At 43.9% G+C, this 18,335-nt stretch carries 17 protein-coding genes; 9 read left to right on the forward strand and 8 right to left on the reverse strand.

From position 1 onward, the window contains the following. Positions 1 to 82: 82 nt before the first annotated feature. On the reverse strand, positions 83 to 2,137 hold the full coding sequence (gene prlC, locus ACU6U9_RS06540) for an oligopeptidase A (protein WP_446735065.1): 2,055 nt from the start codon (positions 2,135 to 2,137) through the stop codon (positions 83 to 85). A 123-nt stretch (positions 2,138 to 2,260) separates the two neighbouring features. Here prlC and ACU6U9_RS06545 point away from each other — a divergent pair, with 123 nt between their 5' ends. After that, a complete protein-coding gene (locus ACU6U9_RS06545; protein WP_446734246.1) occupies positions 2,261 to 2,797 on the forward strand; it encodes a gamma carbonic anhydrase family protein in 537 nt (178 codons plus the stop codon). 134 nt (positions 2,798 to 2,931) lie between these two features. Continuing rightward, positions 2,932 to 3,777, forward strand: coding sequence for a DNA ligase (locus ACU6U9_RS06550; protein WP_446734247.1), 846 nt, complete (start codon positions 2,932 to 2,934; stop codon positions 3,775 to 3,777). 60 nt (positions 3,778 to 3,837) lie between these two features. Here ACU6U9_RS06550 and ACU6U9_RS06555 read toward each other — a convergent pair whose 3' ends face one another. Together ACU6U9_RS06555 and ACU6U9_RS06560 are read right to left on the reverse strand one after the other, a co-directional pair. Then, complete coding sequence (locus ACU6U9_RS06555) at positions 3,838 to 4,476, reverse strand: hypothetical protein (RefSeq protein ID WP_446734248.1); 639 nt, start codon at positions 4,474 to 4,476, stop codon at positions 3,838 to 3,840. 272 nt (positions 4,477 to 4,748) lie between these two features. Continuing rightward, on the reverse strand, positions 4,749 to 6,056 hold the full coding sequence (locus ACU6U9_RS06560; RefSeq protein ID WP_446734249.1) for an MATE family efflux transporter: 1,308 nt from the start codon (positions 6,054 to 6,056) through the stop codon (positions 4,749 to 4,751). A 109-nt stretch (positions 6,057 to 6,165) separates the two neighbouring features. Here ACU6U9_RS06560 and ACU6U9_RS06565 point away from each other — a divergent pair, with 109 nt between their 5' ends. Further along, complete coding sequence (locus ACU6U9_RS06565; RefSeq protein ID WP_446734250.1) at positions 6,166 to 6,729, forward strand: SCO family protein; 564 nt, start codon at positions 6,166 to 6,168, stop codon at positions 6,727 to 6,729. Positions 6,730 to 6,742: 13 nt separating this feature from the next. Here ACU6U9_RS06565 and ACU6U9_RS06570 read toward each other — a convergent pair whose 3' ends face one another. Both ACU6U9_RS06570 and ACU6U9_RS06575 read right to left on the reverse strand, forming a co-directional pair. Further along, positions 6,743 to 7,534, reverse strand: a complete 792-nt coding sequence (locus ACU6U9_RS06570; protein WP_446734251.1) for an iron chelate uptake ABC transporter family permease subunit — start codon at positions 7,532 to 7,534, stop codon at positions 6,743 to 6,745. A gap of 1 nt (position 7,535) precedes the next feature. Next, positions 7,536 to 8,297 carry an ATP-binding cassette domain-containing protein gene (locus ACU6U9_RS06575; RefSeq protein WP_446734252.1) on the reverse strand — a complete coding sequence of 254 codons (762 nt, stop codon included), beginning with the start codon at positions 8,295 to 8,297 and terminating at the stop codon, positions 7,536 to 7,538. Between the two features lie 95 nt (positions 8,298 to 8,392). Between ACU6U9_RS06575 and ACU6U9_RS06580 the strand changes: the two genes are divergently transcribed. From ACU6U9_RS06580 to egtD, 3 genes are all read left to right on the forward strand, one after another. Next, positions 8,393 to 9,274: a metal ABC transporter solute-binding protein, Zn/Mn family gene (locus ACU6U9_RS06580; RefSeq protein WP_446734253.1), complete on the forward strand. Its 882-nt coding sequence runs from the start codon at positions 8,393 to 8,395 to the stop codon at positions 9,272 to 9,274. Between the two features lie 132 nt (positions 9,275 to 9,406). Next, the gene (egtB, locus tag ACU6U9_RS06585) at positions 9,407 to 10,642 is read left to right on the forward strand and encodes an ergothioneine biosynthesis protein EgtB (protein ID WP_446734254.1); all 1,236 of its coding nucleotides are present in this window, start codon (positions 9,407 to 9,409) and stop codon (positions 10,640 to 10,642) included. 25 nt (positions 10,643 to 10,667) lie between these two features. After that, positions 10,668 to 11,645: an L-histidine N(alpha)-methyltransferase gene (gene egtD, locus ACU6U9_RS06590; protein WP_446734255.1), complete on the forward strand. Its 978-nt coding sequence runs from the start codon at positions 10,668 to 10,670 to the stop codon at positions 11,643 to 11,645. 100 nt (positions 11,646 to 11,745) lie between these two features. Here the strand turns inward: egtD and ACU6U9_RS06595 are convergent, their stop codons facing one another. Both ACU6U9_RS06595 and ACU6U9_RS06600 read right to left on the reverse strand, forming a co-directional pair. After that, positions 11,746 to 12,693: a homoserine kinase gene (locus tag ACU6U9_RS06595; protein ID WP_446734256.1), complete on the reverse strand. Its 948-nt coding sequence runs from the start codon at positions 12,691 to 12,693 to the stop codon at positions 11,746 to 11,748. Between the two features lie 29 nt (positions 12,694 to 12,722). After that, positions 12,723 to 13,034: a DUF2782 domain-containing protein gene (locus ACU6U9_RS06600; protein ID WP_446734257.1), complete on the reverse strand. Its 312-nt coding sequence runs from the start codon at positions 13,032 to 13,034 to the stop codon at positions 12,723 to 12,725. 33 nt (positions 13,035 to 13,067) lie between these two features. On the opposite strand from ACU6U9_RS06600, the gene polA reads away from it, so the two are divergent. The 3 genes from polA (at position 13,068) to ACU6U9_RS06615 (ending at position 17,655) form a co-directional block, all read left to right on the forward strand. Next, a complete protein-coding gene (gene polA / locus ACU6U9_RS06605) occupies positions 13,068 to 15,773 on the forward strand; it encodes a DNA polymerase I (protein WP_446734258.1) in 2,706 nt (901 codons plus the stop codon). 104 nt (positions 15,774 to 15,877) lie between these two features. Then, positions 15,878 to 16,276, forward strand: a complete 399-nt coding sequence (locus tag ACU6U9_RS06610) for a globin (RefSeq protein ID WP_446734259.1) — start codon at positions 15,878 to 15,880, stop codon at positions 16,274 to 16,276. 380 nt (positions 16,277 to 16,656) lie between these two features. Beyond that, positions 16,657 to 17,655: a hypothetical protein gene (locus ACU6U9_RS06615; RefSeq protein WP_446734260.1), complete on the forward strand. Its 999-nt coding sequence runs from the start codon at positions 16,657 to 16,659 to the stop codon at positions 17,653 to 17,655. On the opposite strand, the gene yihA is transcribed toward ACU6U9_RS06615, so the two are convergent. Beyond that, complete coding sequence (gene yihA / locus ACU6U9_RS06620) at positions 17,652 to 18,284, reverse strand: ribosome biogenesis GTP-binding protein YihA/YsxC (RefSeq protein ID WP_446734261.1); 633 nt, start codon at positions 18,282 to 18,284, stop codon at positions 17,652 to 17,654. The two genes, ACU6U9_RS06615 and yihA, sit on opposite strands and share 4 nt — an antisense overlap. Positions 18,285 to 18,335: the final 51 nt, after the last annotated feature.

The following is an 18,335-nucleotide window of genomic DNA, read 5'->3' on the forward strand; positions in this document are numbered from 1 at the left end:
TGTGATACTAAAAGCAGTAAAGGGTGTGTGTCCCCATTGAAGAAACACATCCTTTAATTACTAACTGGTATTTAGAGTGGCGTTAAGCTGCCTTAATCCCAGAGTGACGCAATAGTGGCTCCACGCTTGGTTTACGTCCACGAAAGTTCTCAAACAAAACCGCAGCGTCATCTTCACCGCCACGACTAAGAATTTCATTAAAGAAAGACTGGCCCGTTTCTTTATTAAAGATCCCCTCTTCCTCAAAGCGACTGAAGGCGTCTGCGCTTAATACTTCTGCCCACTTGTAGCTGTAATACCCAGCAGCATAACCGCCGGCAAAGATGTGGCTAAAGCTGTGCTGGAAGCGGTTGAATTCAGGGGCTTGCACCACGGCCACTTTTTCACGAACGGCATTGATAACGTCTTGAATTGGCTGAGGGTTTTCTGGGTTGTATTCAAGGTGCATTTTGAAATCAAACAACGAAAACTCTAACTGGCGCATCATCATCATGGCGTTTTGAAAGTGCTTAGCGGCTAGCATCTTATCCAATAATTCTTTTGGTAATGGCTCGCCCGTTTCAACATGACCAGAGATAAAGGCTAACGCTTCTGGCTCCCAGCACCAGTTCTCTAAGAACTGGCTTGGTAGTTCAACGGCGTCCCAAGCGACACCATTAATGCCACTGACCGCAGCCGTGTTCACCTTAGTAAGCATGTGATGTATCCCATGGCCAAATTCATGGAATAACGTGGTGAGCTCATCGTGCGTCAATAATGCAGGCTGGTCACCCACTGGCGCAGTGAAGTTACACACAAGGTAGGCAACAGGCACTTGTTGTTCGCCATTAGCCTTAGTGCGGCGAACACGGCATTCATCCATCCATGCGCCACCGCGTTTTTTGGCGCGGGCGTATAGGTCGAAATAAAATTGTGCGATAAGGACACCGTCTTTTTTGATGCTAAATAATTGGGCATCTGGGTGATAAAGATCACCGTTTTCGACGCTAGCACTGGTGACCTCTTCGATGGATACACCAAATAAACGGTTAGCCACTTCAAATAACCCAGCCAGTACTTTAGGTGCTGGCAAGTATGGCCTGATTTCTTCTTGGCTGACACTGTAGCGATCTTGTTTTAGCTGTTCGCCATAATAGGTCACATCCCATGGATTTAAATCGTCAGTGCCGCTTTGCTCTTTCGCAAACGTTTTTAGCTCTGCGTATTCTTGTTCGGCTTGTGCTTTTGATTTAACGGCTAGGTCTTCTAAAAAGCCGACCACTTGTTCAGGGGAGTCAGCCATTTTACTGGCCAGTGAATAATGAGCGTAGCTGTCAAAACCTAATAAATGAGCAAGCTCATGACGCAGTTTTAGAATCTCGGCCATGTTGCTTGAGTTATCAAACGCTCCTGCATTAGGACCTTGATCAGATGCACGGGTGGCAAACGCGGTGTACATTTCTTCGCGTAGTTCACGGTTGTCACAGTACGTCATGACAGGCAGGTAGCATGGGAAGTCTAGGGTTAATAGGTAACCGCTTTTATCTTGCGCTTTCGCGGTTTGCTCAAAGCCGGCCAGTGAACTCTCAGGAATACCGGCTAATTCAGTTTTGTTGGTAATCAGTTTTTGCCATTTGCTCGTGGCGTCTAATACATTCTCCCCAAATTTACTGGAAAGCTCACTTAGGCGGGCTTTAATTTCGCCGTAACGCTTTTTCTTCTCGGCGGTTAAGTCAACACCGGCTAAGTGAAAATCGCGTAAAGCATTATTAATGGCTTTTTGCTGGGCACGGTTAAGAGATGTAAATTCAGGGCTGTCTTTAATGGCTTGATAAGCTTGCTGTAAGTCTTTGTTTTGCCCGACCTCAGTGCTGTAAGCCGAAAGCTTAGGCAGGCATGCATTGTAGGCAGCCCGAAGCTCATCATTGTTCATGACACTGTTTAAATGGCTAACAGGGCTCCATGCTTTGCTGAGAGTGTCATCTAGTTCTTCGAGTACCTCGACTAAGCTTGCCCAGCTAGGGTTTGTCTGTTGGCTTAGGGTTTTGATGGCGTCGAGGTTGGCATCTAAATGTTTGGTAATGGCGGCTTCAATCTTATCCACAGGGATTTCATTAAACTTAGGTAACGCTTGGGGATTGTTTAGGGTCTGTGTCATGGTTGCCATCGGTGATTGATTCATTAAAGTGTCTAAGTTACAAGGTTGGGCCGCTTGCCAGTATTTCAAGGTGCTTCAACCTAAATGACGCATAAAGGTCTATGAAGTATAAAAGGAAAGCACATGAGTTCAATTCGCAGCTTTAAAGGCATGACCCCTAAATTGGGCAGAAAAGTATTTATTGATGATAGCGCAGTGGTGATTGGTGATGTGGAACTTGGTCAGGATGTATCTGTTTGGCCAAATACTGTGATTCGTGGCGATATGCACAGCATCAAAATCGGTGAGCGCTGCAGTATTCAAGATGGTTCCATTTTACATATTACCCATGCGAGTGATTATAACCCTGGAGGTTATCCGTTGACGTTAGGTGACGATGTGACTGTGGGTCATATGGCCATGTTACATGGCTGCACCATTGGTAATCAGGTATTAATTGGTATGCAGGCCATGGTGATGGACGGCGCGATTATAGAAGATCAAGTGGTGATTGGGGCTGGTTCACTTGTACCTCCTGGCAAAACCTTGAACAGTGGACACCTTTACGTGGGTAGACCAGCAAAGGCGGTGCGCATTCTTAATGAAAAAGAGCTTAGCTATTTTAAATACACGGCCGCAAATTATGTGAAGCTAAAGGACGAGTATTTAGCCGAGTTGTAATAAGTAGATTAATTGGCATTTTAAATGTGACGCAGTGTTGATAAAGGACAGCTAATACCATCAGCCTATTTAAATCTGCTGCTTGTTTGTTATGGTGGCGCTTCTGGAAGTATCTTCTGTGTTCAGGATGAACGATGTCACAAGCAATAATTATCTTTTGCTTGGTAATGTGTCTGTTATTACCAAGTCTTCTTTATGCAAAAAACCAATTTACCCCTCTTGTTTTAGCTAAGCACTTTAATGGCGCGATGCAGAGCCCTGCTTATTGGAGCAGTGAGAAACTAGACGGAATTCGCTGCTATTGGGATGGTAAACAGCTATTAACTCGTAATGGTAACGCTATACACGCCCCCACTTGGTTTACCCAGTCATTACCTAAGCAGGCGCTTGATGGTGAATTATGGGCGGGTCGTAATGGTTATCAAACGGTTAGCAAAATTGTCTTGGATCAAACACCTGATGATCGCCAATGGCGTAAAATTAGCTACCAAGTCTTCGATTTACCACAAAGTAATGCCCCTTTTGAGTTACGCCAGAAAATGCTAAAAGGATTGCTAGAGAATGAATCGTCTAAGCATGTTTATTGGGTTGAGCAGACTAAGTTAGAAAGTTTGGCCGCTATCGAAAAAGCATTAGCCAAGATAGTTGACCAAGGCGGTGAGGGTTTAATGCTGCGCACACCTGGCAGCTTATATGAAAGTGGGCGAAGCGAGCATTTATTAAAATTAAAGATTCGGCAAGATAGCGAGGCACGGGTTATTGCGTACCAAGCTGGTCGCGGTAAATATGAAAACATGCTCGGTGCGGTTTGGGTTGAGCTAGAGAATGGAAAGATGTTTAAAATTGGCACAGGCTTTAGTGATGCTGAACGTAAAACCCCGCCGCCCATTGGCAGTGACATAACATTTTCCCACCAAGGGTTTACTGAAAAAGGTCTACCAAGGTTTGCAAGCTTTGAGCGTGTTAAAGTAAAAGAATAAATATTTGTATCGGATCAATAAAAAAGTGACTCATGCCACTTTTTATTTTTGTTTAACCTCTTAAGTGAGAGCCCAATCAATACCCGCGGCTTTTCCCATACAGGGCCACTCTTGCCATATTGATGTTGTGTTGCCTTTTTCTTTTTTTACAAAGTCTTTGAATCCAGCACTTTCATAATGCCGCTCTGCAGGCATCATCTTATTGACAGTATTGTAGACTAAAGCATCTAATCGATTACCGAGATCTTCCCCGACTAATTGATGGGCTACTACATTTGCCAACGTCATATCCCAAGGAATAAGCGGCATGCCGACACGGCTAATATAACGGTCGTTTAATTCTTCAAATAAACGGTGTGCCAAATAGGACTCATCCATCATCGCCATTAAGCCAACATGATGATTAGGTAAATTCGGTGGTGAAATAAAATATTTCTCAGCAATGCGTAAAAATGGAAACACATGATCTTCGATGCCGGCTTTTTGTGATGCCTCTTTTAGAGCGTCTAAGAATTCCGGTACGTGATGAATGTACTCCATAGCAAAGTGCTTGAGAGATTCTAGTTCATTGTCTTTTTCGATTTTTAGGCGGTCATGTAAGGTTTCAATATGAAACGTTAAGTGGCGTTCTAGGCTGTGCGTCCGTTCTTCATGATAAAAGGCGTTGCTAATAATGGAGCGTAATGTATCAACTCGCATTGTTGTCTCCTTGCAAACAGGTGGCTTATTTTTAAGGGCCTAATTTGCTCAATTTTTTAATTTTTATTATCGAATATATTCTTTTTATTGTTCTCGATTGACGTGTTTAAGTTACGAAAAATACGAATTATTAACAATGGCAATTACGCCCATTTTTAGAAGATAAATCCATAAGAATATATCTGTCATTCGTTTTTATTGTTAGCACTGAGTTGATGCAGTTAAGCCTAGTACAAGGTGAGTCGAATGCGAGAAAAAAGTGCATGAGTCGATTATTCTGTGAGAAGGTTGGCATTATGTTGCATGATTTTAGGCAGCACGACTAATTGCCAGACAGCACGACCAATCAAGAAGGCAAATAAGGCTGACCATAATCCATGTATTGGCCAGTGATCTAATAGGGCTTGTAGCGGAAGAAACAAACCAAATACTCCAAACAATACGCTGTTGCGCATGGCTTTACCCGCTGCTAAGCCAATAAATATGCCGTCTAACCAATAACAGGCAAAACCAGCGAGCGGTAAAAAGATTAACCAATAATGCAACTGGTTTAATATTACAAGAACATCGCCTTGGCTGGTGAGCAAACCAATAATTAAATCATTGGCTATCCATAATACGAACGAAAACCCAATAGCAAATATAAAAGACCATAATCCACTGGCTGCGATCACTTGTTTAATGCGATGCAGTTTTTTATCGGCCAATGCTTTTCCTACCAACGATTCTGATGCAATTGCAAAGCCATCTAATGCGTTACTAATAAACATGAGTAAATTAATTAAAATAGCATTGGCACTTAATAGCGCCGTACTGTGCTGAGCACCTTTTGTCATAAAAAATGCGAATGTAAATAATAAGAAAAATGTACGAATAAATAATTGAATATTAAGTTGTAAAAATCCACTGAAGAAGGTTTTTACAAACGCAAAAGATGGGCCATTAAATAATTTTGGTTTAATAAAATACGTCGCAAGGGTGAGCTGTACCGTTTCAGCGATATTACTGGCATAGGCAACACCCGCACTATTGAGGTTCAACCCATAAACAAAGCCATAATTTAAACTGCCGTTTAATATATTGGTGATCACTAAGATCACTAATGTTTCACGGGTTCGCCCAAGACCGATTAAATATCCTAGTGCTACGTAATTGAGCAAACTAACCGGTGCAAAGTAAAAACGGATATTTAAATACTGCTCACTTAAGGGCGTGATATCGGCAACCGCGTCTACAATATGGAGCATAAAACCAATTAACGGATTGGCAATGATCATTAGCAATAGACCAATTGAGCAGGCCAGTAACACTGCGCTTTGAAGTACGCCGTTCAATTGCAGTGGATGTTGATAATGTTTGGCCACCATGGCGGTTGTGCCCATGCGTAAAAATGCAAAACTCCAAAAAACGAAGGTAAACAAGCTGGTGCCCATGGCAACCGCCGCTAAATAACGGCTATCGTCTAGATGACCTAATATCGCGGTATCGACTAATCCTAGTAACGGCACGGATATATTCGACAGCATTACTGGAATGGCAAGCTGCCATAATTGTCGATGTATTGGGTGAGAGGAATTCAATAGGATTCACTGTTTCATGAAAGTCGATAAAATTAAGCGATAGAAGTCAGAAACCACTACATATCGGTGACGGTTGTTGGCATTATGTGGCGACTCAACGGAGAACATTATGCGTCAGCACTTATTAATTGTCTTGTGTACCTTATCTTTGGTTTTGGCCGGTTGCAGTGAACCTATGCCAGAAAGTTATCAGCCCCTGCCGCAGAGTATCAAACTGACAGGTGTAAACTTGTATGACCAAAACGGACAAACCATTCATGAGCAAAATTTCGAAGGCAGATGGAGCTTAGTCTTTTTTGGTTACACTTATTGCCCAGATGTTTGCCCAACGACGTTAGCTGAGTTAAATCGAGTGGCGAGCAAGGTCACGAGCCCTGATCTTCAAGTAGCCCTTGTATCAGTTGACCCAGAAAGAGATACGCCCACGCAGCTTAAAAGCTACATCGAATACTTTAATCCTAAGTTCCAAGCGTGGAGCGGTGAGATCAATAACATTGAGATGTTGGCTCGCCAAATGCACATTTTCTTTCAAAAACAGCCCCACGGCGAAAGCTATTTGATGGATCATAGCTCTCAGGTGGTATTGGTAAATCCACAAGGTGAATACGAAGGCTTCTTTACTGCGCCGTTAAATCCTCAAGATATGAGTGATTACTTGAACAGTAAAATTTAATGGCCGCTTTTTATTAAGGCTGTTTTATGAGCCGATAGCCGCTTTGACTTAATAAAAAGAAAAACGCGCTGGTCAGTACAATGCTTGGGCCAGCTGGTGTATCAAAGTAATACGATAATCCTAATCCCATGGCCACGGCCAACATACTGATAATGGTCGCTAAGGCGGCCATTTGTTTTGGCCCTTGGCTTAATGGGCGTGCGGCAGCGGCAGGAATGATCAGCAATGCTGTAATCAGTAATACGCCGACCAATTTCATCGCACCGGCAATCACAACAGCCAATAACACCATAAACAATAAGCGTAAGCGCGCTACTTGATAACCTTCAACCTGTGCTAACTCTTCTGACACACTGGCGGCTAATAAGCCTTTCCACATGCGCGATAACACCAGCAGCACCAAGGCGCTGCCAATGGCTAAGGTGATCAAGTCTTCACGGTTGACGGCCAATAAATCCCCAAATAAATAGGCGTTAATATCAATGCGCACCGTGTCCACAAGGCTCAGCGTGACGAGCCCGGCTGCCAGTGTGGTATGGGCCATTAACCCTAGCAAGGTATCGCTGGGGATAAAGTGCTGGCGCTGTAGGCTGGCTAAAATTAAAGCGACAAACACGGCGCACAATACGATGGCTAAGTTCAATTGCACATCAAACATGAACCCCAGTGTAATGCCCAATAGTGCACTGTGGGCAAGAGTGTCGCCAAAGTAGGCCATACGACGCCAAACGATGAATGAACCAAGTGGCCCGCTCATTAAACTGAGTAACCAGCCTGCTAATAGTGAATCCAGCAACCACATCATGTTAGTGCGCTCCTTTGTCGTCGTGAGCGTGATCATGAGAGCAGTGCTCGTCATGGGTGTGGTCGTGATGATGGGTATAAGGCACTAAATGAGCTGGCATCGAACGCCCAAATAACTCTAAGTAACTTGGGTCGTTTTGCACGGTTTGCGGATGCCCCTCACAACAAATGTGGCCATTTAAGCAAATCACTTTATTGGTGGCGGCCATTACTAGGTGCAAGTCATGGCTAACCATAAGTACGCCGCAGTTAAGCTCATCTTTTAAATCGCTGATAAGGTGATACAGCTCAGCTTGGCCGCTCACGTCTAGCCCTTGTACGGGTTCATCAAGTACTAGTAATTCTGGGTTGGATAATAGCGCACGGGCCAGTAGGACTCGCTGTAACTCCCCACCTGATAATTTTTGCATGGGGCGTTTAAGCAAGTCAGTAATACTGAGGCGTTCACAAACACGCATTAATTGGCTTTTATGATAGCGCTTGGCCAGCTCTAAAAAGTGTTTAACGCTTAATGGGAGAGTGTCAGGCAGGCTCATTTTTTGGGGCATGTAGCCAATTCGCAGGTCGGGCAAACTGATGCGTTGACCGCTGCTGAGGGTCTCTAGGCCAAGTGCGAGTTTCAGTAATGAGCTTTTACCCGCCCCGTTTGGGCCGATTAAGGTGACGATTTCACCGCGGTGAATCTCAAGGTTCACATCTTTGAGAATGGCGCGGCCTTGGCGAACAAAACTGACATTGCGCAGCTTAATTAAATAATCATTCATGCCAGAGGCTTTCCTTCACACTTTTTACGCCAAATAAACGGCCCATAGGGTATCATATCGTCCATTCGAACGCGGTAAAAATATAGGTTAGGGCCATGCAGGGTTTAAAAGGTTGTTTGTTGGTGGTTGTGCTGTTTTACACCTCGCAGGCATGGTCGCAGTCCACACAAGTATTGGTGTCTATTCACCCTGTGGCGTTATTAATTAAGAGTGCGTGGCCTCAGCTACAAGTCGATACTCTAATGAAGGCGAATCAGTCGCCCCATGACTTTGCCTTAAAGCCGAGTCATCGTGGCATAATTGCACAAGCTCAGCATGTGGTTTGGTTAGGTCAAGACATGGAGCCTTACTTAACAAAAACGTTGCTGAATAAAAGCAATGTTCTCGATCTATCCGTCTTATTTGATATGCGTGTTGATGCAGAGGGTCATAGAGATGAGAAAGCCAAGCATGAGCAAGTATCAAACCCTCATGATGAACACGACCATGGCGACCAAGACCCGCATATTTGGCTGAACCCTGCCGCGATTAAAGACATTTTAATTATGGTGCAAAAGCAACTCGCCTTACCAACACCGGATGCATTTTTAGAAAAGTTATCCACATGGCAGTCCCAAGCCCAGTTGAATTTAGCCAAGCGTGAAAACGGGTTTGTGAGCTTTCATGACGCCTTTCATTATTGGATCGAATACTTTGAGCTTAATCAAACGGCTGTATTAGCGATACACCCTGAGCAGCCAATAGGCACACGTCACTTGTTGCAAGTGCGTGAGCTGCTAGAGCAAGGTAATGTGGCCTGTTTATTTGTAGAGCCGCAATTTAAAGCCAGTATTGTGAAAAAACTGCAGCAAGGCACAGATGTGCCAGTGGTACACATTGACCCTCTCGCGTCATCGTTTCCTGTTAAAAGTGGCCAGTTTTTAGATTTTTATGAATATTTACAACAGCAGTTTATAACCTGTTTAAATCCTAAGTAGTTGATTAAAAAGTCTTTTTTAAAATATCACTGAGGTGTGTTCGATCACCTCGTGTTTTTTCGTTTACATACCCGCTTGTCAGACTGTCGCTCAGGTCTTAGTCTGAGTACTTTAGAAAAATAAGCGATTAGTATGTCTGTAGCATTTGATGCACCTCTTACCGCAGATCGACACATCAGCTTGCAGGCCAAGTACCAGCAAGTACGTCAGTATTCTGAGCAATTAATATCGCCTTTATCAGCAGAAGATTGTGCCTTGCAAGCGGCTCCCTTTGTTAGCCCTGCAAAATGGCATCTCGCGCACACCACCTGGTTTTTTGAAACCTTTTTACTGTTAGAGCACAGCAAGGGGTATCAGCCTTTTAATTCGCAATATCAGGTTTTGTTTAATAGCTATTACAATGGTGTTGGTGAGCAGTTTGCTCGACCTAAGCGACACTTATTATCTCGCCCGTCTTTATCGGATGTACTGAATTATAGGCAGCATGTTGATCAACACATGACGGCTTTTTTTGATGCCGCCAGTGATGAACAATTAGCATTAGTCGAGTTAGGTTTAAACCACGAACAGCAGCATCAAGAGTTGTTGCTGATGGATTTAAAGTACAGCTTTTATCAAAACCCCCTCTTTCCTGTTTATGACAACCCAAAGTTAGATGTGCCTGCGCCTTTAATACATCATGATGGATTCGAAAGTTTCTCTGGAGGCTTGTTTGAAATAGGCACCAGTGGCCATGAATTTTGTTTTGACAACGAAACGCCACAGCATCAAACGTTTTTACAGCCGTTTCAGTTGAGCCGTTCGTTGGTAAACAATGCGCAGTATTTGGCTTTTGTAGAAGATGGCGGTTATGAGCAACCTCTTCTGTGGTTAAGTGATGGTTGGGCGTGGCGACAACAGCAGCAGATTGCGCATCCTTTGTATTGGGTAAACCAAAATGGTCATTGGTATGAGTACAGCTTACAAGGCTTAAGACCGTTAAACACAAACCAGGCCGTGAGCCATATTAGTTTTTACGAAGCCCATGCCTTTGCACAGTGGCAAGGCAGTCGTTTGCCTACCGAGGCTGAATGGGAAGTGGCCGCTCAACAGACTTTGTACGGCCCTCATCAAACCAGCTTGGCCCATATGTTTGATCATAATTGGCAGTGGACACAAAGTGCATATCAGCCTTATCCAAAATTCAAAGCACCAGAGGGCGCGGTTGGGGAGTACAACGGCAAGTTCATGTGCAATCAAATGGTATTACGAGGTGGCTGTGATTTAACGCCCGCCAAGCATAGTCGTATTACGTATCGCAATTTTTTCTATCCGCAAGATCAATGGCCCAAAACGGGTATTCGTTTAGCAAAAGACATAAACGAATAACGGCTCAAAGAAAAGGAGAAGCCCCATGGGGAGTCAACGTGAAGCGCAAGATGGTGTGTATTTTTATGATTATAATTTACACGAACACGACCAACGACAAGAAATTCTCCATGGCTTAAGTGAACAGCCCAAGCGCATTTCGGCGAAATACTTTTACGATCAAGTGGGCTCAGAGTTATTCGAAGCCATAACCCAATTAGATGAGTACTACCCCACGCGTACCGAAATTCAATTACTAAAAGATTACCGCCAAAACATTATTGAGCAAGCGGGTGAAAATGCGGTCTTAATTGAGTATGGCAGTGGCGCCAGCACTAAAATTCGATTGTTGTTAGATGCGCTTAAACCTAAAGCGTATGTGCCGTTAGATATCAGTAAAGACTTCTTGTTTGATAGCGCGATTGAATTGCGACAGCAATTTCCATGGTTAGAAATCCATGCTACTTGTTTAGACTATAGGCAGCCTGCCACCTTACCCCACGGGCTATCACCCAATGCCAAAAGAGTCGCGTTTTTTCCAGGTTCTAGTTTAGGTAATTTTGACCCAGACGAGGCATTGTCTTTTTTAAAAGGTGTGCGCAGCACGGTTGGTGATAATGGCGCGATGTTGATTGGTGTTGATTTAGTAAAATCGACGACCATTTTAAACGCTGCATATAATGATAAAAAAGGCATTACGGCGCAGTTTAATTTAAATATATTGCGCCACTTAAATCGTTTAGGTAAAGGTAACTTTAACCTAGATCACTTTGAACATGATGCATTTTTTAATGACGAAAAAAGTCGAATTGAAATGCATTTAAAAAGTAAATATGACCAAGTGGTATCGCTTTTTGGTGAACGTTTAAGTTTTAAAAAAGGTGAGTCAATTACCACAGAGTACAGCTATAAATTCAATCCCGAATCTTTTGCCCAATTTGTACAAGAAGCTGATTTTGAAAGTGAGCACTGTTGGACAGACACAAACAAAAATTTTGCATTATTTTGGCTTAAAGCAAAATAACGATCACAATATCATTAGGTGTTAAAATATAAAAAGCCACAGCCTAACCAAAGGCCGTGGCTTTTTTATATATGGCGAGTTAAGTCGCCATATATCAGGATTAATTCAGGTTTAACAGAAGCGCCTTCATATCATCAGGGTTTTTAACCGTAGTTAATGCGGCGCCTTGCTGATCTGTTTTTGCGATTAAACGCGATACCCAAAAACGCATGACCGCTAAGCGTAAAAAGTCAGGTAGATAACGTTTTTCATCCGAACTTAATGGTCGTACATTTTCATAACCTTTTACAATCGCATCCGCAATGGTTTGATCGATGGTCGCGTCGTCTTTTTTAGCCCAAGCCATAATGCAAATAGCCACATCATAAATACAATAATCATCGCCACCGGCATAAAAATCAATGACACCACTTAATTGACCATTGTCTAAAAATAAACAGTTATCCACAAATAAATCGCCGTGAATAAAACTTTTTACCAGCTGCGGGTTATTGTTCCAGTCTTGCCAAAGGCCTTGCATGGTTTTTAGTTGTTGTTTAAGTAATAGGCGATCATAATCGCTGATCACTAAAGTTTCACATTGAGCTTGTTTTTGTAACCAATAATAACCGCGAGGGTTTGCATGACCTTGCGCAAAGCTGAGTGCATTTTTGTGGATACAGGCCAACTCTTCGCCAATGGTTTGAGCATGGTTTAATGAAATATTATCAAGGTGATGACCATCTAAACACTCAAAAATCACGCCCCATTTTTCACCGACTTGAAATAAAAACTCGCCATTTATATTCGCTTTTGGTGCAGGCAATGCGCAGCCTTCTTTTTTTAAGTGAGCCAAAAACGGAATAAAGAAATTTAACTCCTGTTTATCTAACTGCTCAAAAATGGTTAAAAAATACACCGCTTGATCATTGGCAGTGTTTAGGGTGATTTTATAATTGGTGTTTTCAATGCCCGCCGCGATACCTTCAAAGGTATGCAGGCGGCCTAAGTGGTATTGGCTTAAGATAGAATCGAATTGCTTGCTATCAAGCTGGGTGTAGACAGACATGATGTCACTTCATTAATAAAAAAGAAAAATTACCAGCGGAATAAAACCCACTTAGGAACGACGAGTTTAGATTGAGTCTGACGTTTAAAGTCTTCATTATCTTGACCCACAGGAACCAAATAATAAGTGGCCCCCTCTTTCGGCACGACCTTAATCTCTTGGACTTCGCCATTTACGGTGTATTCATAATAGGTTTTATCGTCACTATGACGAATTACGATAGACGGCTCGATCGCATCAGCAGCAAAGCTAACAGAACTGACCAGTAACAGGCTCATTAATAGCCAAGATAGAATGGGTTTCATGATAAACTCACCAACAAATTGAACATTAATAGCCATTGTACGGCTACCGCCTCATAAAAGAATAGCCCCATGACAGAATCCAACGCACAAAAAGTCATATTGGTTGACGGATCATCCTATTTATTCCGCGCATTTCACGCCATTCGTGAAATGAATACCTCCAGCGGTTTTCCTACTAATGCCATTCGTGGCGTGATCAGCATGATTCGCAAGTTACAAAAAGACTATGCCGACTCAAAAATTGTAGTGGTATTTGACGCCAAAGGAAAAACCTTCCGTAACGACTTATACAGTGAATACAAAGCCAATCGACCACCGATGCCGGATGACTTGCGTGTTCAGATCCAACCTATTCACGACATTATCAAAGCCATGGGTTTACCGTTACTTGTGATCGGCGGAGTAGAGGCCGACGATGTTATCGGCACATTGGCCCTTGAAGCGAGCCAGAAAGGCATAGAGACGATTATCTCAACGGGTGATAAAGACATGGCTCAGCTCGTTACCGACCATGTAACCCTCATGAACACCATGACAGACACGTTTATGGATGTACCCGGCGTGTCTGAAAAATTTGGGGTGCGCCCAGATCAAATCATCGATTACCTCGCGTTAATGGGCGATAAGGTCGATAACATCCCTGGCGTTGAGAAGTGCGGGCCAAAAACTGCGGTTAAATGGCTGGATGCTTACGGCACCTTAAAAGGGGTCGTGGAAAACGCCGATCAAGTGAAAGGCAAAGTAGGCGAAAATCTCCGCTCAGCGTTAGAGCAATTGCCTCTCTCGTACGAACTAGCCACAATTAAATGCGATGTTGAATTAGAACTGGGCTTAGAAGACATACAAGTAAACCCTGTGGATAATGCCGCGCTGATAACGTACTTCACCGAGTATGAATTTAAGACGTGGTCGAAAGAATTATCCACAGGCAAAACAGAGACCATTAAGCCTGTAAAAGCAAATGTGGACAGAAGTTTATACACCATTTTATCCACAGAAGATGAGCTGAATAATTACATCAAAAAACTGCAAGACGCCCCCTACTTTGCCTTCGATACCGAAACCACCAGTTTGAACTATATGCAGGCCAGCATTGTGGGCGTCAGTTTTTCAACGGGCCCAAATGAAGCCGTCTATATACCACTGGCTCACGATTATTTAGATGCGCCAGAGCAGCTTGATCGTAAATGGGCGCTTGAACAACTTAAGCTGCTTTTAGAAGATGAGTCGGTCTTGAAGGTGGGTCAAAACCTGAAATACGATGCCCATGTATTAGCCAATCACGATATTCATTTACGTGGCATTGCTCATGACACCATGCTTGAAAGTTATGTGCTGAATAGCGTTAGCAGTAAACACAACATGGATGCCTTGGCCAAAGAGCACCTAGAGCATGACTGTATTTCGTTTGAGTCACTGGCGGGCAAAGGGGCCAAGCAATTAACCTTCAATCAAATTGAAGTGGAGCAAGCGGCGCAATATGCCGCAGAAGACGCCGACATTACGTTGCGCTTGCACGAAGTGCTTAATCAAAAGCTAAGTGAGAGTGAGTCATTACTATCTTTGTATCAAAATGTTGAGCTGCCACTTGTGCAAGTGCTTACTTACATGGAGAAGCAAGGCGCCTATGTGAATGCGACTAAGCTGCACCAGCAAAGCGAATCCATACGTGTGCGCTTGGCTGAACTGGAAAAACAAGCCTTTGAGTTAGCCGGTGAAGAGTTCAATTTGAACTCACCTAAACAGCTGCAAACCATCTTTTTTGAGAAATTAGAACTGCCAATTATCAAGAAAACCCCTAAAGGCCAGCCGTCTACCGCTGAAGAAGTATTGGTGGAATTAAGCCTTACCTACGAGCTGCCCAAAGTGATTCTAGAGCACCGTGGCCTTGCTAAATTAAAGAATACGTATACTGATAAGTTGCCATTGATGATTCACCCCGCAACCGGTCGTGTGCATACCTCTTACCAACAAGCCGTGACGGCAACGGGCCGTTTATCGTCGACGGATCCTAATCTACAAAACATCCCAATCCGTAACGAAGAAGGCCGAAAAATTCGCCAAGCCTTTGAAGCACCCAAGGGCTCAATCATGGTGGCAGCGGATTATAGTCAAATTGAATTGCGCATTATGGCCCATTTATCTGGGGACAAAGGTTTGCTGGATGCGTTCGCCCAAGGAAAAGATATCCACAAGGCGACCGCCGCTGAAATCATGGGTGTGGATGAAGCCGATGTGACCAGCGAACAGCGTCGCCATGCGAAAGCTGTTAACTTCGGTTTGATCTACGGTATGAGCGCCTTTGGTCTGGCTCGTCAGATTGGTGTTGGCCGTAAAGAGGCACAGGAATACATTGATATTTACTTCGAACGCTACCCTGGGGTGCGTGATTACATGGAGCGCACTCGCGACGTAGCGGCTAAGCAAGGTTATGTCGAAACCCTATTTGGCCGCCGTTTGCACTTGCCTGAAATTAACTCAAGCAACGGTATGCGCCGCCAAGCAGCAGAGCGTACCGCCATTAACGCGCCGATGCAGGGAACCGCCGCCGATATAATTAAGCGTGCCATGGTGAAGATGCATGAATGGGTCGAGCAAGTAAGCGACGTGAAAATGATCTTACAGGTACACGATGAGTTGATCTTTGAAGTGCCGCAAGACAAGTTAGAAGAAAGCTGTGCTCAGATTAAAACCATCATGGAAGCCGCAGCCGACCTAGATGTCCCGCTCTTGGTTGATGTGGGTCACGGTGCTAATTGGGATGAAGCACACTAGTTAAATAAGGGGACATAAGACTGTCCCCAAAAAGCTTTTTGCTTATCGCAGTAAAGCTGGTTATTCTGCGCCACTTTTTGACGCCAATCGCTTAGAGGGTTTCCATGGGTAATGCAGATTTAGTTTTTCAGAGCTACGGTCGTAGCTGTAATAACCCTATCTTTTTTGAAGATTTTTACGCCTCTTTCATGGGTAAATCACAAGAAATTCGTAATATGTTTATTGATACGGATATGTCTGCGCAGGAAGGTTTACTTCGTGGCGGTATACTCTGGTTAGTTATGCATGCACGAGGCATGTCCGATGCTAAAATTCGAGCATTAGGAGAAAGCCATAGCCGACGTCATATGAACATACACCCAAGCCACTACACCCTTTGGTTAGATGCTTTGATGGAAACCCTGCATAAGCACGACCCTGAATTTGATAATGATTTAGAAGAAACTTGGCGCGTTACGATCAAGCCGGGCATTGATTTGATTAAAAGCATGTATGAGGATTAGGCAAAAAAAAGCCTGATCGCCATTGGGGGAGAACGATCAGACTGAATACCTTCGGATTCTTGGGGAGATACCGAAGGACTTGTAAAGCATTTACAACACACATTGGAGAACAAAAACTAAGACACAACGAAACTTAGTAAGTTCATAAGTGAGATTAGAAGAGCTCAGCCAATTTGCCAGCTCTGTTACAAAAAACTTATCCACAATCCAAATCCTAGGGTGGCTGCAAGGTTAGCGAGTGCTAATAAAGGAGCGCTTAATTTTAGTTGGATGAGCACAATTTTTGCACTTTTGTGCCAATACCGAATATTGACAAACCACCTTGTAGCCCGCAGTCTTCGCACTCTAGCCAAATACAATAATAATGATCAGGCCTCACCATGTGGTTACGTTCCTCAACAGCTCTCTCATTGGCTTTACTTAGCCAAGTGTCACTTGCCCAACCGCTTAATTTCCCTGGGGATATGTTAGCGACAGGGCAACAGTACGCCAGCACTAAAATTTCCATGACAGACCATTATGCAGGCGGTAATTATATTGATGACGCCAGCCTAAAAGGGATTGAAAATAACGATCGTGATATATCCGATGCACGGGGCAAAGGTTATGGATTTATTACTGAGCTAACCTACATGACCGGGCTGAACTCTGACCTCAATTTAGGCGTACGGTATGCTTACGCTTATGAAAAAAGTGAGAGCAGCATTGATGCCGAAGCGGGTGATAACGTTGAAGGTGACTGGGTAAATGAAGGCGGCACAGAACTGAGTTTACTGGGTAATATGCGCATCAACCACTTGGCAATTTGGGAAAATGAAATTCAATTACCTATATGCAGCAGTTCCTCTTCCGTGTGTAAGACACGTCTAGCCTCACCCCAAAACAGCAAACAAACAGGGCGTTCAGGTGGGCAAGGACAAGGCTTCTTAGCGTTAAAAACGGGCATTGCCGCGAATTGGGAAACCGAGATGGACACCCATTGGATGGGCCGAGCTTACACATCTGCCGCGTTATCAGACAAAGTGAACGGCGAGAAAGTATCAGCCCCTATTTCGTTTGGCGCAAGCTTTGGCAGCGTGATGCCGCTTCAACTGCACCATCAAATTATGGGTACGTTATCGGTTGATTACATGCTCAGTTATTCGGCTTACTCGACGCAAGTGCAAAATGAAGTGGATTACGGCAGCCAATCAAGAGTCAGCTTTACCGTTGAATATTTATGGGATGTGATGAATCAAATGCAGGTGCGTCCATTTGTTGATGTGGCCATCGTACAACAGCCAACACAGACGTTTACATTGAATGGCCAGCGTTCACGCCTTGAATACACAGCAGGCACCCAGGTGGCCCTAGGCGCCCAGTTGAGCGCATCATTTTAATCAGCGGTGACTTCGCTTGGTTGATTTGGCAATAAGAAGGTACTCACTTGTTTTTGTAGCACATCGTTGCCTTCTTTTTTAAGTGACGAAAAGGTTTGAACCGTTAGCAGGTCACCCATGTAGGCCATCGACTTTTTCACCTGCAAGCGTGTATTTTGTGCCGGCCCCCTTTTTAGCTTGTCAGACTTAGTAAGTAAAATGTGTACCGGCATTTGTGCTTCAACGGCCCAATCGCACATCATGACGTCAAATTCAGTGAGCGGGTGACGAATATCCATTACCAATACCAATGCCTTTAGACTTTGGCGAGCTTCTAAATATTCCGACATGTTTTTCTGCCACTCGCGTTTCATGCGATCGGGCACTTTGGCAAAACCATAACCGGGTAGATCCACAATGCGGATATCCGGTTCGATTTCGAAAAAGTTGATCAATTGCGTACGACCAGGTGTTTTACTGGTACGTGCCAATTTATTTTGTTGAGCTAAAGTATTAAGAGCACTGGACTTGCCAGCATTGGAGCGGCCAGCGAACGCCACTTCAACCCCAGAATCATCTGGACATTGCTTTAAACTAGGGGCGCTGGTGATGAAATGCGCCTTTTGAAAATTGATCTGAACTGGGTTCATGAGGCCTTTACTGCTATGGGTCAAGTTGTAAGTGGGTTAACTTTGGTTATA

The organism is Pseudomonas sp. HK3 (assembly GCF_052920985.1).